General features: G+C 31.6%; 23 protein-coding genes and 1 pseudogene. 8 read left to right on the forward strand and 16 right to left on the reverse strand.

The window, feature by feature from the left end; all coding sequences use genetic code 11:
* Positions 1-191 precede the first annotated feature (191 nt).
* The 5 genes from xerA to H0I32_RS16945 all read right to left on the reverse strand — a co-directional run bounded on the left by xerA (position 192) and on the right by H0I32_RS16945 (position 5,212).
* Positions 192-1,391: a site-specific tyrosine recombinase/integron integrase gene (gene xerA, locus H0I32_RS16925; protein ID WP_179313290.1), complete on the reverse strand. Its 1,200-nt coding sequence runs from the start codon at positions 1,389-1,391 to the stop codon at positions 192-194.
* Between the two features lie 169 nt (positions 1,392-1,560).
* Positions 1,561-2,307: a YebC/PmpR family DNA-binding transcriptional regulator gene (locus tag H0I32_RS16930; protein ID WP_173588891.1), complete on the reverse strand. Its 747-nt coding sequence runs from the start codon at positions 2,305-2,307 to the stop codon at positions 1,561-1,563.
* Positions 2,308-2,630: 323 nt separating this feature from the next.
* Positions 2,631-3,470 (reverse strand): sugar nucleotide-binding protein, encoded by an 840-nt coding sequence (locus H0I32_RS16935; protein WP_179313289.1) that lies wholly within the window; start codon positions 3,468-3,470, stop codon positions 2,631-2,633.
* Between the two features lie 23 nt (positions 3,471-3,493).
* On the reverse strand, positions 3,494-4,576 hold the full coding sequence (gcvT, locus tag H0I32_RS16940; RefSeq protein WP_173588889.1) for a glycine cleavage system aminomethyltransferase GcvT: 1,083 nt from the start codon (positions 4,574-4,576) through the stop codon (positions 3,494-3,496).
* Between the two features lie 126 nt (positions 4,577-4,702).
* The gene (locus tag H0I32_RS16945; RefSeq protein ID WP_179313288.1) at positions 4,703-5,212 is read right to left on the reverse strand and encodes a DUF421 domain-containing protein; all 510 of its coding nucleotides are present in this window, start codon (positions 5,210-5,212) and stop codon (positions 4,703-4,705) included.
* 281 nt (positions 5,213-5,493) lie between these two features.
* Between H0I32_RS16945 and H0I32_RS16950 the strand changes: the two genes are divergently transcribed.
* A complete protein-coding gene (locus H0I32_RS16950) occupies positions 5,494-7,014 on the forward strand; it encodes a GH3 auxin-responsive promoter family protein (RefSeq protein ID WP_179313287.1) in 1,521 nt (506 codons plus the stop codon).
* Positions 7,015-7,109: 95 nt separating this feature from the next.
* Here the strand turns inward: H0I32_RS16950 and H0I32_RS16955 are convergent, their stop codons facing one another.
* Entirely contained in the window at positions 7,110-7,724 is a 615-nt protein-coding gene (locus tag H0I32_RS16955; protein WP_246293588.1) for a hypothetical protein, read from the reverse strand.
* 178 nt (positions 7,725-7,902) lie between these two features.
* Between H0I32_RS16955 and H0I32_RS16960 the strand changes: the two genes are divergently transcribed.
* Positions 7,903-9,165, forward strand: a complete 1,263-nt coding sequence (locus tag H0I32_RS16960) for a putative DNA modification/repair radical SAM protein (protein WP_179313286.1) — start codon at positions 7,903-7,905, stop codon at positions 9,163-9,165.
* Positions 9,166-9,168: 3 nt separating this feature from the next.
* Positions 9,169-9,939 (forward strand): TIGR03915 family putative DNA repair protein, encoded by a 771-nt coding sequence (locus tag H0I32_RS16965; protein ID WP_317618112.1) that lies wholly within the window; start codon positions 9,169-9,171, stop codon positions 9,937-9,939.
* Positions 9,940-10,010: 71 nt separating this feature from the next.
* Here H0I32_RS16965 and H0I32_RS16970 read toward each other — a convergent pair whose 3' ends face one another.
* Positions 10,011-10,499 (reverse strand): hypothetical protein, encoded by a 489-nt coding sequence (locus H0I32_RS16970; protein WP_179313284.1) that lies wholly within the window; start codon positions 10,497-10,499, stop codon positions 10,011-10,013.
* 141 nt (positions 10,500-10,640) lie between these two features.
* Here H0I32_RS16970 and H0I32_RS16975 point away from each other — a divergent pair, with 141 nt between their 5' ends.
* Positions 10,641-13,568: an FAD-binding and (Fe-S)-binding domain-containing protein gene (locus tag H0I32_RS16975; protein WP_179313283.1), complete on the forward strand. Its 2,928-nt coding sequence runs from the start codon at positions 10,641-10,643 to the stop codon at positions 13,566-13,568.
* Here H0I32_RS16975 and H0I32_RS16980 read toward each other — a convergent pair.
* The gene (locus H0I32_RS16980) at positions 13,560-14,414 is read right to left on the reverse strand and encodes a UDP-2,3-diacylglucosamine diphosphatase (protein WP_179313282.1); all 855 of its coding nucleotides are present in this window, start codon (positions 14,412-14,414) and stop codon (positions 13,560-13,562) included. The two genes, H0I32_RS16975 and H0I32_RS16980, sit on opposite strands and share 9 nt — an antisense overlap.
* 212 nt (positions 14,415-14,626) lie before the next feature.
* Between H0I32_RS16980 and aroC the strand changes: the two genes are divergently transcribed.
* The 4 genes from aroC (at position 14,627) to H0I32_RS17000 (ending at position 18,516) form a co-directional block, all read left to right on the forward strand.
* Positions 14,627-15,697 (forward strand): chorismate synthase, encoded by a 1,071-nt coding sequence (gene aroC / locus H0I32_RS16985; RefSeq protein ID WP_179313281.1) that lies wholly within the window; start codon positions 14,627-14,629, stop codon positions 15,695-15,697.
* Between the two features lie 101 nt (positions 15,698-15,798).
* Positions 15,799-17,244 (forward strand): dicarboxylate/amino acid:cation symporter, encoded by a 1,446-nt coding sequence (locus H0I32_RS16990; RefSeq protein ID WP_179313280.1) that lies wholly within the window; start codon positions 15,799-15,801, stop codon positions 17,242-17,244.
* Between the two features lie 116 nt (positions 17,245-17,360).
* Positions 17,361-18,173 (forward strand): sulfurtransferase, encoded by an 813-nt coding sequence (locus H0I32_RS16995; RefSeq protein ID WP_179313279.1) that lies wholly within the window; start codon positions 17,361-17,363, stop codon positions 18,171-18,173.
* Between the two features lie 7 nt (positions 18,174-18,180).
* Entirely contained in the window at positions 18,181-18,516 is a 336-nt protein-coding gene (locus H0I32_RS17000; protein ID WP_179313278.1) for a hypothetical protein, read from the forward strand.
* Positions 18,517-18,749: 233 nt separating this feature from the next.
* On the opposite strand, the gene H0I32_RS17005 is transcribed toward H0I32_RS17000, so the two are convergent.
* The 8 genes and pseudogenes from H0I32_RS17005 to H0I32_RS17045 form a co-directional block, all read right to left on the reverse strand.
* Positions 18,750-19,436: an SDR family NAD(P)-dependent oxidoreductase gene (locus H0I32_RS17005; protein ID WP_179313277.1), complete on the reverse strand. Its 687-nt coding sequence runs from the start codon at positions 19,434-19,436 to the stop codon at positions 18,750-18,752.
* 8 nt (positions 19,437-19,444) lie between these two features.
* Positions 19,445-19,675: a hypothetical protein gene (locus H0I32_RS17010; protein ID WP_173588876.1), complete on the reverse strand. Its 231-nt coding sequence runs from the start codon at positions 19,673-19,675 to the stop codon at positions 19,445-19,447.
* Between the two features lie 3 nt (positions 19,676-19,678).
* Positions 19,679-20,371 (reverse strand): GTP cyclohydrolase I FolE, encoded by a 693-nt coding sequence (folE, locus tag H0I32_RS17015; protein WP_179313276.1) that lies wholly within the window; start codon positions 20,369-20,371, stop codon positions 19,679-19,681.
* A 55-nt stretch (positions 20,372-20,426) separates the two neighbouring features.
* A complete protein-coding gene (locus H0I32_RS17020; protein ID WP_179313275.1) occupies positions 20,427-20,699 on the reverse strand; it encodes a TIGR03643 family protein in 273 nt (90 codons plus the stop codon).
* Positions 20,696-21,127 (reverse strand): hypothetical protein, encoded by a 432-nt coding sequence (locus tag H0I32_RS17025; protein ID WP_179313274.1) that lies wholly within the window; start codon positions 21,125-21,127, stop codon positions 20,696-20,698. The genes H0I32_RS17020 and H0I32_RS17025 overlap by 4 nt, the downstream gene beginning before the upstream one ends.
* Before the next feature lie 231 nt (positions 21,128-21,358).
* Positions 21,359-22,834, reverse strand: a complete 1,476-nt coding sequence (locus H0I32_RS17030) for a cryptochrome/photolyase family protein (RefSeq protein ID WP_179313273.1) — start codon at positions 22,832-22,834, stop codon at positions 21,359-21,361.
* Positions 22,835-22,914: 80 nt separating this feature from the next.
* Positions 22,915-23,064 (reverse strand): annotated as a pseudogene (locus tag H0I32_RS18105) (DUF2256 domain-containing protein).
* Positions 23,061-24,479, reverse strand: coding sequence for an SDR family oxidoreductase (locus tag H0I32_RS17045; protein ID WP_179313272.1), 1,419 nt, complete (start codon positions 24,477-24,479; stop codon positions 23,061-23,063). The pseudogene H0I32_RS18105 and the gene H0I32_RS17045 overlap by 4 nt, the downstream one beginning before the upstream one ends.
* Positions 24,480-24,497: the final 18 nt, after the last annotated feature.

Here is a 24,497-nt window from a genome sequence, read left to right on the forward strand (position 1 = left end):
CGACGTTGCTTTTCATTCCTCATTTGAGTGAGAATTCAGCGTGATTTTCAGAATTCCGCAACATAGTTTTTTCGTTTTTACTTTCTTAAAATTCTAAAAAAAAATCGAAAATAAAACCAAGCCTTTTTAATCCGCAAACTTGCTCCAGCATTGTAGGCAACTGGTTATATCATCACAATAATAGTGAATTATCATTGAAATTTTCGGGATAACAGCAGTTTTTCGTTGTTATTATCCTTTTTAACTAAATTTCCAACAGTAACGTCTAAAGGACTCTTTATTTCCATTAAGCTATGCTGAGCCACATGAGTATATATCATTGTGGTCTCTGGTTTACTGTGCCCTAAAAGAACTTGAATATAGCGTAAGTCTACACCGTTCTCTAGCATATGTGTTGCAAAACTATGCCTTAATGTATGTGGTGTTACGCTTTTCGAAATATTCGCTAATTCACACGATTTCTTTAAAAAACTACGCACAGAACTTGCACTATAAATATTGCCTTGTTGCCCTTCTACAAAATAAGTTTTTGGCCGGTATGTACTAATATAATTATTAAGTAGAGGTTTTAAAACCTGACTCAAAACAACCGTTCTGTCTTTTCTGCCTTTACCTTGTTTAACGTATAATTGATTTCTGTCTAAGTCTATATCTCTTAGTTGTAAATTCAATAATTCTCCTATTCTTAATCCACTAGAATAAATTAGTCCAATAATAGCACGATGTTTTAGATTTTTGGTAACCTGTAAAAGATCAATAACTTCTTCTTTAGATAAAACAACAGGTAGGTATCTGCTCTTTTTAGGGCGTTCAATATTTTGAGAGTCAAAATCAGGAACATTACAAAAAGCTGTAAAATATTTTAAAGCACTAATGCATTGTCTATGACTGCTAATGCTGTAATTTTCGTAAGCGATCACTTTCTCTAAAAATAGCTCGAGTGTTCTTATATTCCATTCGGTTTTAGGAATATCTTTGGTAAAATCTACAAAACGAAGTATAAAATGACCATAGGTAGATATTGTACTTTCACTTAAACGCTTACCTTTTAAGTAACCAATACATTCCTTAATAAGTATTCGTTTTTCTCTTGGTAGATTTTTGTAAAGTTCTATTTGAGAACTCTTAAGTATTTTTTTTGATTTTGTATTGGCTTTTGCTACAGGCTTTTTTAAAGCTCCATAATCCATATAATGCCCTTTTTCTCTTAGAAAATTATATATTCCTCGTCTGTGAATTGCATTATCTGGAACATAGAAAACACGTAAAGTCTTAGACCATTTAACAGCTTCGTATGTTTTTAATTGAGATTTTAATTCATAATTAAAAGCAAATTTAATCCCAATGATATCGAGGTTATTATGTTTTAAAGGTAGAAGTGTTATAGTCATGTTAATCGTATAATTAAATCACTTTTAAACACACAAACCTATCCGAAAACAAACAAATTTGTGTGTTTAGTATTGAATATTAAACAATTAAGTTAAACTAAATATTTGAATAACTCAAAAAAAAATGACATTTTTATATGTAAATGTCAATAATAATTAGGGTAAGAAACTATTCTGCTGTTTCTTCCATGGTATGATATACATTCTGTACATCATCATCTTCTTCTAATTTTTCTAGAAGTTTTTCAACATCCTCAGCTTGTTCTGGAGTTACTTGTTTTGTAACTTGTGGAATACGTTCAAATCCAGAAGAAATAATTTCAATATTATTTTCCTCTAAATAAGACTGAATACTTCCAAAACTCTCAAACGGTGCATAAATCAATACACTTGTATGTTCCGTTCCGTCTTCATCTTCATCGGTGTCTTCAAAAATTTCATCCACACCAGTATCTATAAGCTCTAATTCTAATTCTTCTAAATCTAAATCATCACCTTTAATTTTAAAATTACAAGTATGATCAAACATAAAAACAACCGAACCAGAAGTTCCTAAACTACCATCTGTTTTGTTAAAATAAGAACGAACATTAGCTACCGTACGGGTATTATTATCCGTTGCTGTTTCAACTAATACAGCAATACCATGCTGTGCATAACCTTCAAAAAGGACTTCCTTATAATCACCTTGGCCTTTTTCACTCGCTTTTTTAATAGCACGTTCTACATTGACCTTCGGCATATTTACAGCCTTTGCATTCTGAATTACAGCTCTTAAACGCGAATTACTATCAGGATCCGGACCACCATCTTTTACCGCCATTACAATATCTTTACCAATACGCGTAAAGGCTTTGCTCATAGCTGACCAACGTTTCATTTTCCTTGCTTTTCTAAATTCGAAAGCTCTTCCCATTTTAAAATTTATTTTAAGTTCTTGTTACAACAAGAATCTTGTTAGATATTATATTTTACTGCGGTATAATTGAAATAACACAAAGAATTCACTAGGTGAAATTTTTAACCATAGCAAATCTAAGAAATTATTGAAAAATGTTTGAATTCGAATGGATTTAAATACAAAAAATAATAGGATAGAAGTCTAATAGGGCTAAAAACAAGTAATCTGAAGTCTTTTGAAGAAGAATTAGCGACTATATATTTTAATTTTAAATACTTTTTATTGAATTTAAATTATATATGAATTGTTTTATTTGAAATAATCCTAGTTTAATAAACTCATTTTGCGAGTTCTTTAATGATTTCTTGACTCGTAATTTGAAGGTGTTTGGGTAACTTATTAAATTTTGGAAGAACCGCTAAATATCGATCTTCATTAGTGGTGTAAACTTGTTTTAAAACTACTTTTTTATCCGTTAAAATAGCAATGATTTCTTCAATGAATTCATTATGATATACCAAATCGGTACTTCCTAAATGTAAAACGCCATGCTCATCTCTGTTAATAATATAATGAATTTGTTGTGTTAGCTTTTTATCAAGCATCACATTCATTATTAAATTAGGAAATATTTCAACAGCTTCATTTTTTGTAATGGCTAGTTTTAGCTCTTCAATCCTAGGAGAAGCAGCACCAAATAGCATAGGGATTCTAATAATAGCCACTTGTTCTTCTGGAAGACGTAAAAATAAATTCTCTATTTTTATTTTAAAATGACCGTAAACACTATGACTTAATGTTTTATCTAATTCGTAACTTGGATATTTACTATAAGCATCAAAAACATTGGCAGATGATAGAAAAATAATTTTAGAACCAAAGGTCAAAGCATATTCTGCAATGTGTTGATGCGCAATGACCTGTGCATTAAAATTTCCGCGAAGCGCAGAGATAATAATGGTTGGTTTACAAGCCTCTAAAATTTTATAAACATCATCTTCCTCTAGGTTATAGTTGAAGAACTGTTTATTAATTTCAAAGGCTTTTAAAGGTGTTCTGTAAGTCCCAAAAGTTTTAAAATAAGGATTTAACTCTTTATAAATAGCATTTCCGATGTAGCCACTTGCACCAAGTATAAGTATACGATGCTTTTGTGAATCTAATTTCTTTTCTGTCATTAATAAAGCTACATTCAAATCTATTATCCTTTATAAAAAGGAGGTTTTACAACCGTTGCAGGAATCGCTTTTTTACGTACCTGAATAAATATTTTACTATCTACAGCAGCATATGCTTTAGTTACATATCCCATGCCAATACCAATACTTAAGCTTGGACTCATAGTTCCTGATGTTACCTCACCAATTGTTTGTCCTTCTGCATCTACAATAGGATAACCATGACGTGGAATTCCGCGTTCGTCAAGTTTAAAAGCTACTAATTTGCGTTCTGGTTTATTTTCTTTTTCAGCCTTTAAAGCTTCGCTATTTGTAAATTCTTTGTTGAATTTACAAACCCAACTTAAACCTGCTTCAATAGGAGACGTAGTATCATCAATATCATTACCATATAAACAGTAACCCATTTCTAAACGCAAAGTGTCTCTTGCGGCTAAACCAATAGGCTTAATTCCAAATTCGGCACCAGCTTCAAAAACCTTATCCCAAACTTGTTTTACTTCTGTGTTTTTACAATAAATTTCAAATCCACCACTACCTGTATAACCCGTAGCTGAAATAATTACGTTTTCAATACCTGCAAAATCACCAACAATAAAGTTATAAAATTTAATAGCTGATAAATCATGACTTGTTAAAGATTGCATAGCTTCTACAGCTTTAGGACCTTGTATGGCTAGCAAAGAATAATCTTCACTTAAATTTCGCATTTCAGCACCAACATCATTTTTAGAAGCAATCCAGTTCCAATCCTTTTCAATATTACTAGCATTAACGACTAATAAATAGGTTTCTTCTTTTAATTTATAGATAATTAAATCATCTACAACACCGTTATCATCATTAGGTAAACAGCTGTATTGTGCGTTTCCAATGTCTAGTTTAGCAGCATCATTACTCGATACTTTTTGTATTAAAGCTAAAGCATTTGGTCCTTCAATTAAAAACTCTCCCATATGAGATACATCAAAAACACCAACAGCTTTCCTTACAGTTTCATGTTCGGCATTTACACCTTCGTATTGTACAGGCATATTATAACCAGCAAAAGGAACCATTTTTGCACCAAGTGCTTCGTGAGTAGTAGATAAAGCAGTATCTTTCATTATGATAAATTTTTAATTTTTAGATGTGCAAAACTACATAATTTTTACGATTTTCATCATAAATAAACTCTAATGAAATTAGACTACAACATTCATATCAGAAAAAAATCTATAACTTAATTGGTTTTAAAAATCAATAATCCAAGCATCAACCACTTTATCATCAGAACCATGTAAAACAGAAATATCTCCTGTAGATTCAAAAACTACCGCTTTTACTTCAGAAAGTTGAATAACATTAGCTTCTCGTAATTTGGCTTTTACGTCAGATTCGGTCACTTTACATTTTTTAAGATTATCTTTTAAAAGTTGACCATTCTTCATTAAGAAAGTAGGTTTATTGTCTACTAAATCTTGAATAGGTTGCCATTGCCTAAATGTTGCAACCAACATTTGTAGACTATATATAATGACTAAACCAAGAATTCCATATTGAAGCGATACCGATTTAGATACAATAACAGTAGCTAAAATGGAACCTATAGAAACCGTCATCGCAAAATCGAAGCTAGACATTTTAGAAAAACTACGCTTACCGCTTATCCGTGTTAAAATTATTAAAGCGATATAAATACCTATAGCAGTTAGTATAATAGATAGAAATCCATCTGTTGAAAATTTAAACCAATCATCCATATATTTTTTATTTTTTGTTCCTCTAAATATGTCATGGTTGGCTAGATTACTTTAACTCATATAATTTTTTAATTAATCGGATTAAATTACAGAGTTTAAAATAATTTGTGGTTGAAATAAGAACGCTAAATGCACTAGTTTTATTTTTTAATATTGAAAGAAATAGACTTCTAATCAAAATTTTTTAAATGGGTTAATTCTTTTAGCAAACGGAATACGTTCTTTTTACCATTTTAAAGACCTTAGTGGCAACATAAAATTTAACCACTAGAATCGAAAAAATGGCCATCTTAGGAAACATAATAAAAGGAGTAATTGAATTGAAAGACACATTTTCGTCTGAAATAATTCATGAAGAAGCACAAGAAAAAGTCTTAAAAGAATTACTAGAAACCGCTAAGAATACGCAGTTCGGTAAATTTTATGATTTTGAACATATATTAGAAACTTCTAATCCGCAAAAAAGTTTTGCTAAGTCTGTACCTTATTTCGATTATAATCAAATTAATAATAAGTGGTGGCATAAATATCATGAAGGCGAAAGCGATGTTACTTGGCCAGGAAAACCATCATATTTTGCTTTAAGCTCTGGTACTACAGGAAAAACGAGTAAAAGAATTCCGGTAACAGATGCCATGATTGAAGCCATAAGAAATGCAGGAATCAAACAGGTGTTTGCTCTAAAGAATTTTGATCTTCCTGCCGATTTTTTCGAAAAAGAAATTATGATGCTTGGTAGCTCAACGGACCTAGAAGAAAGCAATAATCATTTAGAGGGTGAAATTAGTGGTATAAGTGCTAGTAATATTCCATCGTGGTTTAAAGGCTATTATAAACCAGGCGAAGAGATTTCGCAAATTGAAGATTGGGACGAGCGTGTGCAAAAAATAGCAGAACGCGCTGAAGATTGGGATATTGGAGCTTTAAGCGGAATTCCATCTTGGATAGAATTGATGCTTCAAAAAGTAATAGACTATCATAATCTAAATAATATTCATGAGATTTGGCCAAACTTACAAGTGTATACTTCAGGAGGTGTCGCTTTCGCTCCTTATGAAAAAAGTTTTAAGGCTTTACTAGGTAAACCTGTCACAGTAATTGATACCTATTTAGCTTCTGAAGGTTATGTTGCAACGCAAGTACGACCAGAAACTGATGCCATGCAATTAAATACCGATAATGGTATTTATTTTGAATTTGTGCCCTTTAAACCTGAATACATAAATGAAGACGGTTCTCTTAAAAATGAAGCACCAGCTTTAACTTTAAACGAAGTTGAATTAGATCAAGATTACGTTTTAATAATTAGTACCGTTAGTGGTGCTTGGCGTTATTTAATAGGTGATACTATTGAATTTACAAATATTGAACGTGCAGAAATTAAAATTACAGGTCGAACAAAATTCTTTTTAAACACCGTGGGTTCTCAATTGTCAGTAAATAAAATGGATACTGCCATGCGAGAATTAGAAGAACAATTTAATACTACAATTCCTGAATATACCATTTGCGCCAAACGTGGAGATGATGATGAATTTTATCATTATTGGTATTTAGGATCTGACCTTAAAGGTGCAGATGAAAAACAAATGGCAAATGCTTTAGATGATGAGTTAAAAACAGCCAATAAAAATTATAAAGTAGCAAGAAGCAAAGCTTTAAAAGGTGTAAAGGTCAAAGTAATTTCACCAAGTCGTTTTCACGATTGGAACGAAAGAAATAAGAAAAAAGGAGGGCAAGTAAAAATGGAGCGTGTAATGGGAGAAGAAAAATTTGCAGATTGGGAAGCCTTCATTAATTAACAATAATTAAGTCGAACGATTTAAGTATAAAAAAAGCTATTATTTAAATAATAGCTTTTTGCCTTTAACATATTTTTTATAAAAATAAACATTCATTAATCTCTAGCAAGAGATTTTTCTGCATCTCGGTGTTCTACCAATTCCATAATTTCTTCTGGAGACAGATAATATTTTATAATACGATCTTTATAAGATTGTGTAATATCTGCATGGTTTAAAATGAAGTCTTTAGTTTTTAAAATATAACCTTCCATGCCATGAGCCACAGCAAAACTATCGGCAGCACGCTCCGCTTCTATGATATGATTTTGAGATAAAAGATACTTTAAGCCAAACCAAACCAAATTTAGTTTACTTCGGTTTTGGTAATCCATCACGTGACCTAATTCATGACCAATCCAACCAATAAATATAGCATCTGGAATATGACGTGTTGAAAATTCCTTATCTGCAATCTGAAATTTTTCACTTATCAATATCACATAGCTTCTGTTTTTTCTGCTCTTAAAAAAACTACTAAGAACAGGTTGCGCTTGCATGGTCGATTTTTTTATATTTTTCTTAAACCGAAATTCAATTTTAGTATGCTCTAGTTGCGGATAATATTGCAAGGCAGTTTCTACGTTGTCTTTTATATCTTCAGGTATAATGTGCTGTGCACTCATATGTTGATTCAGGATTATTGCGATTAAGACTATGAATTTTTTCATAATAATTAAATTTACGTTTTACTACTAAAAGCATTTAAAGGATTTCCTAAAAATCTTAACCCATTCACACGTTTAAGAATTATAACTACTACTTGCTACAATTAGCGGCAACTTAAAGCTGCTATATGTAGTAGTTTTGTGTTTTACAAAATGAATTAAAATTTAAAGAGGAAAACATTTGTCATTTCAACGTACCCAAGAAAAATTAAAAATACTTGCAGATGCTGCAAAGTATGATGTGTCATGTTCGTCTAGTGGAAGCAAGCGCGCTAACACTAACAAAGGATTAGGAGATGCCACAGGCATGGGGATTTGCCATTCCTATACCGAAGATGGTCGCTGTGTGTCATTACTCAAAATTTTACTTACCAACCATTGTATTTTTGATTGTGCGTATTGCGTTACCCGAAAAAGTAACGATGTAAAACGTGCGGCTTTCAAGGTTCAAGAAGTGGTAGATTTAACGATTAATTTTTATAGAAGGAATTATATTGAAGGGCTTTTTCTAAGTTCAGGTATCTTTAAAAGTGCAGATTATACCATGGAACGTTTGGTAGCTGTGGCTAAAAAATTACGACAAGAAGAGAACTTCAATGGCTATATTCATTTAAAATCTATTCCTGGAGCTTCAGATGAATTGATGCGTGAAGCCGGACTCTATGCAGACCGATTAAGCGTTAATATTGAAATACCGACAGAAGCAGGACTAAAAAAATTAGCACCAGATAAAAAACGAGAAGATTTTATTAAGCCAATGGTAAAGGTGAAAAATGAAATTATTCAATACAATGCTGAAAAGAAAATTATAAAAAGTACACCCAAATTTGCTCCTGCAGGTCAGAGCACACAAATGATTATAGGCGCGAGTGGTGAGAATGATTTTCAGATCATGCAAACGTCTAATCATTTTTATAAAAATTACAATTTAAAACGCGTTTATTATTCGGGTTACGTGCCTATAAGTTATGATAGTCGATTGCCGAAAATAGGAAGCGAGGTGCCAATGCTTCGCGAAAATAGATTGTACCAAACCGATTGGCTCATGCGTTTTTATGGTTTTGATGTCAGCGAAATTTTAAACGAACAACATCAGAATTTAGATTTAGATGTAGACCCAAAATTAAGTTGGGCTTTGCGAAATTTACATGAATTTCCTGTAGATGTAAATACAGCAGATCAACGCATGTTAGCCAGAATACCAGGTTTGGGTATGAAATCAGTATTTAAAATTATTAACGCTAGGCGTTTTAGAAAACTAAATTGGGAACACCTTAAAAAAATAGGAGTTGCTTTAAATAGAGCACAGTATTTTATGGTGTGTGAAAGTAATCAGTTTGAAAAACGAGATTTAACACCCGAAAAAATTAAAGGATTCATACTTCAGAATTCCACTAGTAAATATCAAAAAACACTAAGTAATCAATTGAATTTATTCGGTTAAATGATGGCTAAAAACTTAATATATGATGGTACATTTGATGGATTTCTGTCTGCAGTTTTTTATGTGTTTGAACAGAAGCTGAAAACGGTAACAATTCAAAATGAATTTACTGTACAACAAGGTTTGTTTTCAGAAAATGAAACCATTCATACAAATGAAGCTAAAGCCAATCGGGTATGGAAAGGCATAAAATCTAAATTATCCTCACAAGGAAGTTACCAATTATATTATGCGTTTTTAAGTGAACAGAGTGGAGTAGAAGACTTGCTTTTAGATTATATACAATATGCATTTTCGCAGCATAAAAAAGTTGATAAAGATTATTCACACCTTTCCATTTTAAAAATAGCACAAATAGCAAAATCCGTTGGGAGAGAAAAACATAGAATGGAAGCTTTTGTGCGATTCAGACTTACAAAAGATGCTATTTATTTCTCCAATATAGAACCCGATTTTAACGTGCTGCCTTTAATTGAAAAGCATTTTAAAAGACGTTATGCAGATCAAAAATGGGTGATCTATGATATTAAACGGAATTATGGAATGTTTTATGATTTGCAAAATGTAGAAGTAATGCAAATGGATTTTCCTGAGAATTTTGATTTTACCAAAACAAATGATGCTTTTTTTGCCACACAAGAGTTCGAGTTTCAAAAACTATGGCAAGATTATTTTAAAGCCACCAATATTGAGTCACGCAAAAATATGAAACTTCATATTAGACATATTCCCAAACGCTATTGGAAATACTTAAGTGAAAAACAACCTAATTAAATCAGATATTTTACCCTATAAAAAAACCACCTTGGTAAAGGTGGTTTAATAAATTATGTGCTATTGTTTTTTTAGAATTGGTATCTCACACCTAAGGCAATATCAAAATCTAAATCATCATTATTATCTCCAAAACCTAATTCAGGTCTAAAATCTAGAGATAGTAATAAAGGAAAGTCAAAACTGTATTCTAATCCTACGTCACCCGCAACAAAAACAAAAGTTTCGTCATAGTCGCTATTATCATTATAATAATTATCATAACTATAAGACCCTAGTCCTCCACCAGCACCTGCGTACCAGTTAAATCCACCTTCTATATTCCATATCCATTGGTATAAACCAGCTAATTTAAATCCATCATACTCATTACCACTTCTCCAACCCAAATCAGCTTCTAATCTATTATTACCTCCTAATGCACGTTGGTAAGAGATTTCAGTACCAAATCCATCACTATCTCCTAAACGAAGTCCAATTGCATTGTCAGCAATTTCTTGAGCACTTGATAATCCTATAAATCCAATGGTAAATAATCCTAATAAAAATAATTTCTTCATAATAATTTTACAGTTTAAATTCATAATTTTAGCATCTTGTTTAATACTAATCTTCATAACGTCAAAATTAAATCTAAATTGACTGATTGACCATTTTTTTAAGACAAATTTATAACTCGTTTCGATCGATTATTAACCCTTATGAAAAATGAAATGCGCTTAGAGTTTCAAACTTTAAAATCAAAATTAAAAGGAGAATTACATACTGATGATTTAATGCAAAAGTTATATGCAACGGACGCTTCGGTATATAGAAAACTTCCTTTGGCAGTAGCTTTACCAAAAGACAATAATGATATTAAATTATTGATTGCTTTTGCAAATGACAATAAAACATCTTTAATTCCTAGAACAGCAGGTACATCTTTAGCGGGTCAGTGTGTTGGTGAGGGGATTGTAGTAGATGTTTCTAAACATTTTACCAGAATTTTAGATATTAATGAAAAAGCACGGACAGTAACCGTACAACCAGGTGTCGTTAGAGACGAACTTAATAATTATTTAAAACCCTTTGGCTTATTTTTTGGGCCAAATACATCCACTTCTAATCGTTGTATGATTGGTGGAATGGTTGGTAACAACTCTTCTGGAACGACCTCTATTCAATATGGAGTAACTCGTGAAAAAGTTATCAATCTAAAAACTATTTTAAGTGATGGAAGTGATGCTGAATTTTCAAATTTATCTAAGGAAGCGTTTCAAGAGAAATTAAAATTAGATAATCTTGAAGGCGCTATTTATAACAAGATCTATAACGAGTTAAAATCAGAAATTGTTCAGAAGCAAATTCAAGATAATTTCCCTAAGCCAGAAATACACCGAAGAAATACAGGTTATGCTATTGATGAATTGATAAAATCGTCAGCTTTATCCAATTCAGACGTAGATTTTAATATGTGTCAATTATTGTCTGGTAGTGAAGGAACATTAGCTTTTACAACAGAAATCACATTACAATTAGATGTGTTGCCACCAACAGAAAGTGCTATAATAGCTTTACATTTTGAAAGTATAGCTAACTGTTTAAAGTCTGTAGCAACTGTAATGCAATATAATTTGCATACGTGTGAGATGATGGATCATACCATTTTAAATCTTACAAAACACAATAAAACACAGCAAGAAAACCGAAAATTTGTAGAAGGTGAACCTGCTGCTATTTTAATGTGTGAATTAAAAGCAGATACAGAAGCGCAATTACATAAGGATATTGAACAATTTTTAATTGCAGTAAACACACTTCAATTATCTTATGCGGCGCCAATTTTAAAAGGGGAAGATATTGATAAAGCTGTAGAATTACGAAAAGCTGGTTTAGGATTGTTAGGAAATATTATAGGCGATAAAAAAGCGGTAGCTTGTATTGAGGATACGGCCGTGGCTGTTGAAGATTTAGATGCTTATATTTCTGAGTTTACAGCATTAATGAAGTCTTATCACCAAAACGCGGTGTATTATGCTCATGCAGGAGCAGGGGAGTTGCATTTAAGACCAATACTAGATTTAAAACAGAAAGAGGATGTTGTTTTATTTCGAAAAATAACAACTGATGTTGCTCAATTAGTAAAGAAATATAAAGGATCAATGTCTGGTGAGCATGGTGATGGTATAGTGAGAGCAGAGTTTATACCAATTATGATTGGGGATGCAAATTATGCCATTGTAAAACGAATTAAATTAGCTTTTGATGCTAATAATATTTTTAATCCTGGTAAAATTGTAGATGCTTATCCTATGGATAAAAATTTACGTTATGAAGTAGGGAGAAAAGAACCTGAAATTGAAACTTTACTCGACTTTTCGGAATCTCAAGGAATTTTACGTGCAGCAGAAAAATGTAATGGATCTGGTGATTGTAGAAAATTACCTGAGTTTGGAGGTGTTATGTGTCCGAGTTATAGAGCCACAAGAAACGAAAAGGATACTACTAGAGGTCGTGCTAATACATTGAGAGAATTCTTAACCAATTCCGAAAAAGCCAATCGCTTTGATCATAAAGAGTTAAAAGAAGTTTTCGATTTATGCTTAAGTTGTAAAGCCTGTAAAAGTGAATGTCCAAGTAGTGTAGATATTGCTAGTTTAAAAGCAGAGTTTCAATACCAATATCAGAAAGTAAATGGCGTACCAATGCGTACAAAACTATTTGCCTTTAATAATAAAATTAATGGTTTTGCAAGTATTGTTCCTGGTATCACCAATTTTATGTTTACTAATAGTTTTACAAGTTCTATAATTAAATCTGTAGGCGGAATTGCTAAAGAACGAAGCTTACCTTTAATATCATATAAGAGTTTAGAAAAAGAGTTTAAAAGCTTTTGTAGTCCGAAATTTGAAAGCAGATATATCAAAGAAATATATGTGTTTAATGATGAGTTTACTAATCATCTAGATACTGAAATAGGAGTAGATGCCATTTCACTTTTAACAACCTTAAATTATAAAGTAAACCTTATTTCTCATTCAGAATCTGGTCGTGCTATGTTATCTAAAGGTTTAGTGAAAGATGCCAAGAAAATGGCTAATAAAAATATTTCGCATTTTAAAGATTTAATATCAGAAAACACCCCTTTAATAGGAATAGAACCTTCAGCTATATTAACGTTTAAAGATGAGTATCTTAAGTTAGCGGATGATAAAGAAGCAGCAAAATCTATCGCAAAGCATACGTTTATTATAGAAGAATTTATTCAGCAAGAAATTACGTTAGGACATATTACTTCAGATCAATTTACTAAAGAAGCCAAGACTATTAAATTTCATGGTCATTGCCATCAAAAAGCATTAGCCAATCAGAAATCTAGTTTTGATGTTTTAAACCTTCCTACAAATTATAAAGTCACAGTTATACCTAGTGGTTGTTGTGGTATGGCAGGAAGTTTTGGGTACGAAAAAGAGCACTACGATGTGAGTATGCAAATAGGTGAGCAAACGTTATTTCCTGCGATTAGAAAAGCTTCAGAAGATACTATGATTTCAGCAAATGGAACAAGTTGTAGACATCAAATTAAAGATGGAACAGGTAGAAAAGCAAAACATCCAATTACAATATTAAAGGAAGCATTACTTTAATTTTTTCTTTCTTTTAGGTTGCTCAACAATGGTAATAGCCGCAATGAGATCTTGTGTGTTCATCTCTTTAATGTCTTCATCGGCAAAAAAAGGACTTAATTTATCATTATTATAGTTGTAAATTTTCCAGCGTTTGAATTGGTATTCTAGCGCTGTAAAATTTTCAACCCAATCACCAGAGTTTAAGTAAGTTGTTTTTCCTAATTTATTCTCTTTTCTAATCATTTTAGGTTGATGTATGTGTCCGCAAATCACATAATCATAACCATTTTTAATAGCTAAATCGGTGGCAACTTCTTCAAAATCGTTAATATATTTGATAGCACCTTTAACACTGTTTTTTATTTTTTTAGATAAAGAATAACGTTCTCTACCCATTTTTAGCAAACACCAATTAACACAGCCATTAATTAAGATTAAAAAATCGTAACCCCAACCACCAAGTTTTGCTAACCATTTTGCATTCTGAATAGAGATATCAAACACGTCACCATGAAAAAACCATGCTTTTTTACCATCTAAGTCTAAGACTAACTTATTAACGATAGATATGTTTCCGATTTCGGTATCAGTGAATTTTCGAAGCATTTCATCATGATTCCCTGTGATATAAACGACTTCAACACCATTTGCAGCAAAATCCATGATTTTTTTTATGACACTTAAATGTGATTTTGGGAAGTAACGTTTTTTAAATTGCCAGATATCAATAATATCCCCATTTAAAATTAGTTTTTTAGGTTCAATACTATTCAGGTAAGTTAAAAGTTGTTTTGCTTGGCACCCAAAGGTACCCAAGTGTACATCAGAGATAACGGCTATTTCAACTTTTCGTTTTAAATTCACAATGTGTTTTTTGAATATATTACAAAGAACAAGGTTTTTAGTTAATTGACTGTAAACCAATGATTAATTTACTATAAGCAAATTGTTACTATTTTGTTATGAAAAATAAGTAAGTTAAAAACCATGTTAACATTGAAATAACACAGTAAAAAGCACTTTTCAATTTTTGTTTCTGTCTTAGAACATTTACATTAGCGTAAAATTATATTGTAATGGCAGGAAATTCATTCGGAAAGTTATTCAAACTCACCACATTTGGCGAGTCTCACGGCGTAGCAATAGGTGGTGTTATAGACGGTTGTCCATCTGGAATTGAACTAGATTTTGAAGCAATTCAGAATGAGTTAAATCGTCGTAAGCCTGGTCAGTCTAAAATAGTTACACAACGAAAAGAACCCGATACTGTAGAGTTTTATTCAGGTGTTTTTGAGGGTGTTACTACCGGAACGCCTATAGGTTTTGTAATTCATAATACCAATCAAAAATCTAAAGATTACTCGCATATTAAAGATGTATATCGTCCTAGTCATGCAGATTATACTTACGAAAAAAAGTATGGAGTAAGAGATTATAGAGGAGGAGGACGTAGTTCTGCTCGAGAAACAGCTTCTAGAGTTGTTGCCGGTGCTATTGCAAAACAATTTATAGCATCAATTAAAATAAACGCATTTACGTCTTCTGTAGGAGAAATTTTTATAGATAAACCTTATCAGGCTCTAGATTTTAGTAAAACAGAATCTAACGCTATTCGTTGTCCAGATGAAGCTACTGCAGAGAAAATGATTACTAAAGTAGAAGAAATTAAAAAATTAGGAGACACCATAGGAGGGACAATTACTTGTGTTATACAAAACGTCCCTGTTGGATTAGGTGAACCTGTTTTTGATAAATTGCATGCCGAATTAGGAAAAGCCATGTTGTCCATCAATGCCGTTAAAGGTTTTGAATATGGTAGTGGTTTCTGTGGTGCAAAAATGACAGGAAGTGAGCATAACGATTTATTTAATAAAGACGGAAGTACAATAACTAATTTATCTGGAGGTATACAAGGAGGTATTAGTAATGGTATGGATATTTACTTTAGAGTCGCTTTTAAACCTGTTGCTACCGTAATTCAGAAACAAGATGCATTAAATAGTGCCGGAGAAATTGTAGAAATGCAAGGAAAAGGCAGACACGATCCTTGTGTTGTGCCAAGAGCGGTACCAATTGTAGAGGCTATGGCTGCTTTGGTTATTGCAGACAATATACTTTTACGTAGACAAGAGTCTAGAGATTGGTAAATTAAAAATTAAAGTGTGTTACTTTTTATCAAGTTGAATAGATATCACATTAAACCCTAATAAATATTGAAGAAATTCCTATTTTAAGAGGAATATAGCTTATGAAAAAACTAGCATTACACTGGAAGATTATAATAGGAATGGTTTTAGGAATCATTTGGGCTTTAATTTCAAGCACAATGGGATGGAGCCAATTTACTATTAATTGGATCGATCCATTCGGAACTATTTTTATTAATTTATTAAAGTTGATTGCTGTTCCGCTAGTTTTATTTTCTATAATAGGAGGTGTTGCTAATATTGGTGATCCTAAAAGTTTAGGCCGCATGGGAGGAAAAACTTTAGGGATATATCTAGTAACCACAATTATGGCTATTTCATTAGGACTAGTACTCGTAAACTTAGTTAAACCAGGAGAACTTATAGATGAACAAAGCCGAATAGACAATCGTATCAGTTACGAAATTTGGGCTTCTAATGAAGGACATGTAATTAAAGATGGGATTAACTATCTTCAAAAACCAGAATTTTTTGAACGTGCCCAAGAAATTTCAGAATTATCAAAAAGTCAATTAAAAGATGCGGCTGTCTCAGATAAAATGAAAACAGTTAAAACGCGTAAAGATGCTACTCCATTACAAGCTTTAGTAGATATTGTTCCTAGTAACTTTTTTCAATCGTTATCTAATAACGGTAGAATGCTTCAAATTATATTTTTTGCCATTTTCTTTGGGGTCTGTTTATTATTTGTGCCTTCAGAAAAGGCATCACCTGTACTAAATTTTGTAAATGGTGTTAATGAAGTTTTTCTTAAAATGGTGGATATTGTTATGCAAGGTGCACCATTTTTTGTGTTTGCTTTATTAGCAGGTGTGGTTAGTAAAATGGCTGGAGATGATATTGGTAAAGTTGTAGAGATTTTTAAAGGATTAAGTTGGTATTCTTTAACGGTTTTAGTCGGATTACTTTTAATGATATTTGTAATTTATCCAACGATTTTAAAGATCTTCGTGAAGAAAATTCCTTATAAAGGCTTTTTTAAAGCGATGAGTCCTGCACAAACCTTAGCTTTTTCTACATCAAGTAGTGCAGCTACACTTCCTGTTACTATGGAATGTGTAGAAGAAAATTTAGGAGTCGATAAAAAAATAAGCAGTTTTGTATTGCCAATTGGAGCAACTGTAAATATGGATGGTACAAGTCTTTATCAAGCCGTTGCTGTTATCTTTTTAGCACAAATGCACATGATAGATTTAACAATAGCACAGCAAATTACGGTTGTTTTAACAGCAACTTTAGCTTCTGTTGGATCTGCAGCTGTACCAAGTGCAGGTTTAGTGATGTTGATTATTGTATTGAGTTCTGTAGGATTAAATCCGGCTTGGATTGCTATAATTTTTCCTGTAGATAGAATCTTAGACATGTTTAGAACTGTTGTAAATGTTACCGGAGATGCTGCTGTTTGTTCTATCATTGCTGATGGAGAAGATATGTTAGACTATAAGGAACACGAAAACCCTTCTGAAACTTTTGACTTAGATTCTTAATTTACATGACGTTAAATTAAAAATTATTTTTAAATTTATAACAATCAAATAAAAAGCATAAATGAAACTTGATTTAGTACGTAGTATTCAATCTAATATTTTTAATAAATAAGACATTGAAAACAATCGATATAAGTTCTAACGTAGTTTCTGTAGAGTGGCTTAATAATCACATTAATTCTTCTAACTTAATTGTGTTAGATGCTACAATTAATAAAGTGATCGATACTAATTCAACCCGTATACAAAATGCTAGATTTTTTGATATCAAAAAGAAATTTAGCGATATTTCGGCACCTTTTCCAAGCACATTACCTTCAAAAGAACAATTTGAAAAAGAAGCCCAGTTATTAGGTATAAATTCTGAATCTGCTATTGTTGTTTACGATGACAAAGGGATATATTCAAGTGCAAGAGTTTGGTGGCTATTTAAAGTTTTTGGCTTTGAAAATATTGCTGTTTTAAATGGTGGATTACCAGAATGGCAACTTCAAGATTTTCAAATTGAGAATTATAACAATCAAAATTATAAACTAGGTAATTTTAAAGCTGTTTTTCATGGTGATTTAATGACTAATTTTGAAGGTATTAAAGCCTTTCAAAAAGATTCTGATGCATTAATTGTTGATGCGAGATCGGAAGCGCGTTTTAATTGTGAGGTAGACGAACCTAAGGAAGGATTAAGGCGTGGAACGATTCCTAATTCAAAAAATATACCTTACACACTATTATTAAATGGTTATAAATTACGACCAAAGGAAGAACTCTCAAAAATATTTAATATTTTAGTCGAAGAACAAAGTCCTTTAGTCTTTAGTTGTGGATCTGGTATTACCGCTTGTATTTTAGCATTAGCAGCCACAATTTGTGATTATAAACAATTAATTGTCTATGATGGATCATGGACCGAATATGGAAGTTTAACATAAATATAAAATGAACAGAATAGATTGGACAAGAGACGAACTCGTCGCTTACATTTTGCTTTTCGCTGCGAATGCAGACTTTAAAGAGTCTGAAGTAGAGCGTAAATTAATTATCTCTAAAGTTGATAAGGAATCATTTAAAGAAATTCACGAAGAGTTTGAAGATGATAATGATTATCAAAGTATTAAGAAAATTACAGCTAGTTTAGAACAACACCTCTATACTAAAGAAGATATCGACTTACTTTTAGAAGATATAAAGGCAATTTTCTTTGCCGATGGTGATTTTGATATTACAGAGCAAAATATGCTTATGTGTCTTACACATTTATTTAAAAAGGCATAAAGCCTCAAGTCATAAAATGTAGTTATGTATAATTTAGAAGGGTAATCTTTATAAGTTATATGCAAATATTGTAATATATGATTTCATTATAAAGAAGCTTTATTACTTTATTGTGAAACCAATTCTATATAAAATAACAGAGCGTATCGTAAAACATTTTACGGTACGCTCTGCTTAATTATAATCAAAAACCTAATAGTAATTGATTGTGTTTTTTATTTCTAAAATAGAAATTACAATTTAAAACTTACAATACCACAATCCATTTCAAATATCTGACCAGACTGAGAAGCTGATTTATCGGATAATAAAAATGCTGCCATATCTGCAACTTCTTCTGGTTGTAAATACTTTTTTAAAGGATGGCGTTCGTTCATGTTTTCAATCATGCGCTCATTCCTTAAAAGTTTAGAAGCTAATTCTGTATTCGTTACAGTAGGAGCAATGGCATTAACTCTTATCGTTGGTGCTAATTCTGCTCCTAAGGATTTTGTTAGACCTTCAACGGCTGATTTTGATGCTGCTACACTAGCGTGAAAAGGCATTCCTAATTTTGTGGCTACCGTACTAAAAAGTACAATAGACGGTTTGGTTCCTTTCTTTAAAGCAGGTATATATTTTTGAATTGCTTTTACAGCGCCTATAACATTGATTTCAAAGTCATCTCTAAAATCATCTATACTTAGTCTATTAATTGGTTTAAGATTGATGCTGCCTGGGCAGTATACTAAACCATCTGCTTCTTCAATATCGAGTAATTCATCTGTTAAAATATTACAATTGTAATGTTTTAAATTAGGATGAGACTCTTCGGGTTCTGTTCTACTGATGTTTACAATTTCATCATAAAAAGAAAGCAAAGATGTAACAATTGCTTTGCCTATACCTTTGCTTCCTCCAATAACTATTAATCTCTTCATCTTGTATATTAAGATGTAGCTGTTAAAGGTCTACCTTTTAATCTTTTTTCTATTTTTTGTTTAATAACGGTCAAACGCTTCATGATATCCATAAGTTTAGCGTCCTTTTCTTTTTTATATAATTCGTTGACTTCTAATATTAAATCTTTAGCTTCTCTAGCTGCTAATATTCTGTCACTTGTTGTTTTAAATGAAAATTTTCTGTTTTCAAATTCTAAAGCCTTTTCTACTGTTTCCATAGCTTAATTTTTTAAATAGTTTTGTAATTCGACGATTTTTGAAGCGGTATTAAATTCGCCTCCATAATAAGTAGTTACTGTGGTAGAAGCATCATCTTTAACTCCTCTAGAAGAAACACACAAGTGTTTAGCATCTATTATAACAGCAACATTTTCGGTTTCTAAAACCGTTTTTAGTTCATTTGCAATCTGGTTTGTTAAACGTTCTTGAACTTGAGGACGTTCAGCATAATATTGTACGATTCGGTTTAATTTAGAAAGTCCAATAACTTTCCCCGAAGATTTATAAGCAATATGTGCTTTTCCTATAATTGGAACAAAATGATGCTCACAATTAGAGTATAAGGTAATATTTTTTTCTATTACCATTTGATTATATTGATATTTATTTTCAAAAAGGGTTACTTCTGGCTTATTTTTAGGGTCTAATCCTGAAAATATTTCCTCAACATACATTTTTGCAACACGGTCTGGTGTTCCTTTTAGTGAATCATCTTTAAGATCTAAACCTAAAACGTCCATTATTTCTGAAAATAATATAGAGATACGGTTTTTCTTTTCTTCTTTAGACATTTCAAAAGCATTAGGCTTCATTGGTGTGTCTAAATTGGTGAACATATGATCGTCTCCAATAGCTTCCGTAGAGAAACCATTAAAAGGACTTTCCTGTGTTTTTGAAGTTGTATTTGTATTCATAAAATCTTTTTAATGTGCTGTCTTTAAGTACTCCAGACTTAAATCAAAGCACGAATTATCGTTTTGAAATAGAGTTATTTGTTATTGTTTTTTGACGCGAACACTTAAATCTGCCTTTGTCAAACGTTCTTTTTTTAATATGTTTAGTAGATCTTCCTTGCACGCGTTTTCGCCACATTCTAAAACTACTTGGTTTTAACTCTTTTCTCATTAAGTTAATGACTTCTTGTTCTTTCAAATTAAATTGAAAGGTAATGGCTTCAAAAGGGGTTCTGTCTTCCCATGCCATTTCTATAATTCGGTCTACAGCTCTAAGGTCTAAATTCATATTCCGTTGGGCATTTCATATTCTGAATCATAATCAATTTTTAGATCCATTAATTTTTTAAAAAACGTTTTGTTTTCTTTAAATGTAATATTGTTTCTAAAATGTACAAAACGGCCTTGTGCATGAATGCTAGAGCCATTTGTTTTATAAATTACTAACTGATAAAAAGGAATAATCCATGTAAAATTATTTAATCCTTTATTTATCATTATTAGGATTCCCTTAGGTCTTAACTCAATATTTCCATAATTAGTATCTGACACTTTGTTCATTAACGACATCATATTTGGACTGACATTGTCAATAATCATGCGTTTAGAGCCTATACCCCTTAATCTCAACTTCTGTACCAAACTAAAAGGTCTGCCAATTAAGTCAGATATTATAGTTTTGTGCTCTGCGTTATAATGTGTTGTGTTTAATATCATATCTACTCAAATATACAAAATGTTTAACTTATGTTTTAAAAGGCTAAACAAAAATTAACACTTAATTATGAATAATGATAGATGCAATAAATTTGAAATAATTTGTTTAATTTTTTTAAACTGTTCTTTAAGTTTTATTAGTCGTTTTAACTTTCTTATGCTTTCATATATTATTATAAGTATTTCTATTTTAAAAGAGCACAAGTTTTACATTTACTTTCTTTTCAAAGATTATAATAGGTTTAAAAACTGTTCTGCATTTTTAAAGTGTTCTTCTTTTTTGTTTTGCTTCATTTTATCAAAAGTTCCAATAAGCATCTCTAATCTAGGATTACTTAAAAAGAAATCTCTGTGTTTATCCATAAATGTCCAGAATAAACCATCCCATATAGGTTGCCAATCTCCTTTAGAATAATTACTCATTTTTAAGATGTAATTACTACTGCTTATATATGGTTTTGTAGACATTAAGCCTCCATCAGCAAAAAGACTCATACCATACACATTTGGTACCATCACCCAATCATAAGCATCTATAAAGAGTTCCATAAACCATTTGTAAACCTCATCTGGATCGAATTCACAGAGTACCATAAAATTTCCAAGAAGCATTAAACGCTCTATATGGTGTGCATAGCCTGTTTTTAATATTTTTTTAATTACGTCATCAATTGGTGGAATTCCTGTTGTACCATCATAGAAAGATTTTGGAATTTTTTTATTGAATTTCCAGAAGTTTTTATTGCGCTCTTCAGTGCCTTTTACCTCATAAACGCCTCTAATAAATTCTCGCCATCCTAATATTTGTCTCACAAACCCTTCTGTAGAATTCAAGGGGGTGTTATTCGATTTAGCATATGCAATAGCTTCATCAATAACTTGTTTAGGATTTAATAGACCAACATTAATTAAAGGGGAAAGTAAACTGTGATTTAAAAAATGTTCTTCTTTTACAATAGCATCTTCATAGATGCCAAATTCATGAAATCGTTGTTCTAAAAATTGTTGAAACCAAGCTTCTGAAGTTTCAAAATCGATTGGATAAATAGAAAAATCGGTGAATTTACCATAATGATCACTAAAATTTGAATTAACATAGTTTGTTGCTTCGGCATGAAAATCTGATGTATCCGCAAACTGAATACTCGGAGGTGTTTTGTCCTTTGGGTATTTCTTTCTGTTGTCAGCATCGTAAGACCATTTTCCGCCTTCAGGTTCATCAGAAACCATTAGAACGTGATGTTTTTTACGTTGTTGCTTATAAAAAGAGGTTTGAAAGAGTTTCTTTTTTGAAGCTTTAAAAAAAGTGTTTAAGTCTTCTTTTGAATTTATAAATAACGGATTAGTATACCATATAACGTTTATATTAATTGTAGCAGAATCAATTCGTTTTTGAAGCCAATTATCTGTAGGATCAATAATATGAAGTTTTGTAATGCCTTCCTTAATCAATTCTGGAATTAGTTTTCTAATATCACATAAATAGGAAATGGCTTCGATATAATTTACAGTTTTCCCCTTAGATTTTAAATAGGAAGCATAGGCTTTCATTGTAGCACGATGAAAAGCAATTTTCTGCTTATGGAACTTATAGTGTTTAAAGAATAGAAATTCTTCAACAAGATAAATTTCATAATCTAAATCTAGAATCTCTGAAGACTTAAATAGTTGATGAGGAAAGATAATTGTAGCTTCTTTATTCTTCAATTTTATAAGTTTTAGTTTCTAATTACATCTAATAAATTTCTATGAAATGAGAGTCTCAAAGATTATAAGTTCAGATAATATCAAAGAGATTTAGTTTTTTGTTTTCGACATTTATCACTGCAATACTTTACAGTTTCCCAGCTCTTTTCCTATTTTTTTCGCCATGTAAAAGGACGTTCACAAACAGGACAGATTTTAATGGGAAGATTTACTTTCTTTACCGTTTTCATTTTTCAACCAAAGCGTTAATCATTCCTTTAAAAACAAAGGCATGAAAAGGTAACACAGAATACCAATATAATCTGCCCCAAACTCCTTTTGGTCTAAATACAGCACGCTGGTACAGCTGACCTTTTTCAATTTTAAACTCTAACCAAGCTTCACCTGGTAATCGCATTTCAGCAAATAATAACAAACGTTTTTCTTTTTTGTCAGCGAGTAAAACACGCCAAAAATCTAAGGGATCACCTGCTTCTAAATCAGTATCGTGCGTTCTACCACGTCTTAAACCAACACCTCCAAAAAGCTTATCCATATAGCCTCTCAGTTTCCATAATTTATTAAAACTATACCAACCATTTTTACCGCCAATGCTCCAAATTTTCTCTAATGTATAGGCTTCATCTATAACAGCTCTTTGTCTTGTGTCTTTAAAACAACCGAATTGTGGTAACTCTATATGTTTAGAAAGTTGGTCTTTAAACCTTCCGCTACTTACGGCATCTTTCCAGCTAGAAATAACGGCATTTTGTTCTGTTTTTTGAAATGCTAAATCTACAGCGGTTTTATAATCCATAGGTTCAATACCAATAACGTCATTAATGTTACTAGGTCTTCCTATGACTTCAACCTTCATACTATCAACTAATGCGGCTGCTAATTGAAACGAAGTAGAGGTTACAAAATATAACCAGTAGGACGATAGCTTTGGTGTTAACACAGGAAGCGTTACGATGTAGCGTTTTAAATCCCTTACTTCAGCAAATTGAAGTAACATTTCTTTGTAAGTTAGAATTTCTGGTCCAAAAATATCATAAGCATTGTTGTACAATTCTTTTTTACCTAAACCACCAGATAAAAAAGCAAGCACGTCTCTAACGGCTAGGGGTTGTGTCTTTGTGTTTAACCATTTTGGGGTAATCATAAATGGTAATTTTTCTACAATATCTCTTATAATTTCGAAAGAAGCACTTCCGCTACCCACAATAATTCCTGCTCTAAATGTTGTTAAAGCATAATGATTAGACTTTAGAGTTTCTTCAACTAAAAGTCTTGATTTTAAATGTTTAGAAAGTGTTTCTGCATTGACGATTCCGCTTAAATAAATGACTTGTTCGCATTCTGTTTTTGAAACTAAATCTTTAAAATTAGAAGCACAACGCTCTTCTAAACTTTCAAAATCGTTAGAAGATGTTGCCATTGAATGAATAAGATAGTAGGCAGCATCGATATCTTTAGGAATTTGAGCATTTTCTGGTTTCAAAAAATCTACTTTTACAAAGGAACAATTAGAATGCTCTTCTAGTTCATCCGGAATTCGATTAAGGTCGCGAACGCAACAAACTAATTCGTGATTTTGCTCTAATAATTGTAAGGCAAGTCGTTTAGCAATATAACCTGTTGTACCTGTAATAAGAATTTTCATAAACCATCGATGTTTTTA

This window comes from Winogradskyella sp. HaHa_3_26 (genome assembly GCF_019278425.1).
Classification (GTDB): domain Bacteria; phylum Bacteroidota; class Bacteroidia; order Flavobacteriales; family Flavobacteriaceae; genus Winogradskyella; species Winogradskyella undariae.

Excerpts from the sequence above, each read along its gene's own strand:
- H0I32_RS16935 (WP_179313289.1), bottom strand. The coding sequence starts at position 3,470 with ATGACAGAAAAGAAATTAGATTCACAAAAGCATCGTATACTTATACTT.
- H0I32_RS16965 (WP_317618112.1), top strand. The coding sequence starts at position 9,169 with ATGGCTAAAAACTTAATATATGATGGTACATTTGATGGATTTCTGTCT.
- H0I32_RS16975 (WP_179313283.1), top strand. The coding sequence starts at position 10,641 with ATGAAAAATGAAATGCGCTTAGAGTTTCAAACTTTAAAATCAAAATTA.
- H0I32_RS17025 (WP_179313274.1), bottom strand. The coding sequence starts at position 21,127 with ATGATATTAAACACAACACATTATAACGCAGAGCACAAAACTATAATA.
- folE (WP_179313276.1), bottom strand. The coding sequence starts at position 20,371 with ATGAATACAAATACAACTTCAAAAACACAGGAAAGTCCTTTTAATGGT.
- H0I32_RS17000 (WP_179313278.1), top strand. The coding sequence starts at position 18,181 with ATGAACAGAATAGATTGGACAAGAGACGAACTCGTCGCTTACATTTTG.
- H0I32_RS16950 (WP_179313287.1), top strand. The coding sequence starts at position 5,494 with ATGGCCATCTTAGGAAACATAATAAAAGGAGTAATTGAATTGAAAGAC.
- H0I32_RS16930 (WP_173588891.1), bottom strand. The coding sequence starts at position 2,307 with ATGGGAAGAGCTTTCGAATTTAGAAAAGCAAGGAAAATGAAACGTTGG.
- H0I32_RS17010 (WP_173588876.1), bottom strand. The coding sequence starts at position 19,675 with ATGGAAACAGTAGAAAAGGCTTTAGAATTTGAAAACAGAAAATTTTCA.
- H0I32_RS16990 (WP_179313280.1), top strand. The coding sequence starts at position 15,799 with ATGAAAAAACTAGCATTACACTGGAAGATTATAATAGGAATGGTTTTA.
- aroC (WP_179313281.1), top strand. The coding sequence starts at position 14,627 with ATGGCAGGAAATTCATTCGGAAAGTTATTCAAACTCACCACATTTGGC.
- gcvT (WP_173588889.1), bottom strand. The coding sequence starts at position 4,576 with ATGAAAGATACTGCTTTATCTACTACTCACGAAGCACTTGGTGCAAAA.
- H0I32_RS16945 (WP_179313288.1), bottom strand. The coding sequence starts at position 5,212 with ATGGATGATTGGTTTAAATTTTCAACAGATGGATTTCTATCTATTATA.
- H0I32_RS16955 (WP_246293588.1), bottom strand. The coding sequence starts at position 7,724 with ATGAAAAAATTCATAGTCTTAATCGCAATAATCCTGAATCAACATATG.
- H0I32_RS17045 (WP_179313272.1), bottom strand. The coding sequence starts at position 24,479 with ATGAAAATTCTTATTACAGGTACAACAGGTTATATTGCTAAACGACTT.
- H0I32_RS16970 (WP_179313284.1), bottom strand. The coding sequence starts at position 10,499 with ATGAAGAAATTATTTTTATTAGGATTATTTACCATTGGATTTATAGGA.
- xerA (WP_179313290.1), bottom strand. The coding sequence starts at position 1,391 with ATGACTATAACACTTCTACCTTTAAAACATAATAACCTCGATATCATT.
- H0I32_RS17005 (WP_179313277.1), bottom strand. The coding sequence starts at position 19,436 with ATGAAGAGATTAATAGTTATTGGAGGAAGCAAAGGTATAGGCAAAGCA.
- H0I32_RS17020 (WP_179313275.1), bottom strand. The coding sequence starts at position 20,699 with ATGAATTTAGACCTTAGAGCTGTAGACCGAATTATAGAAATGGCATGG.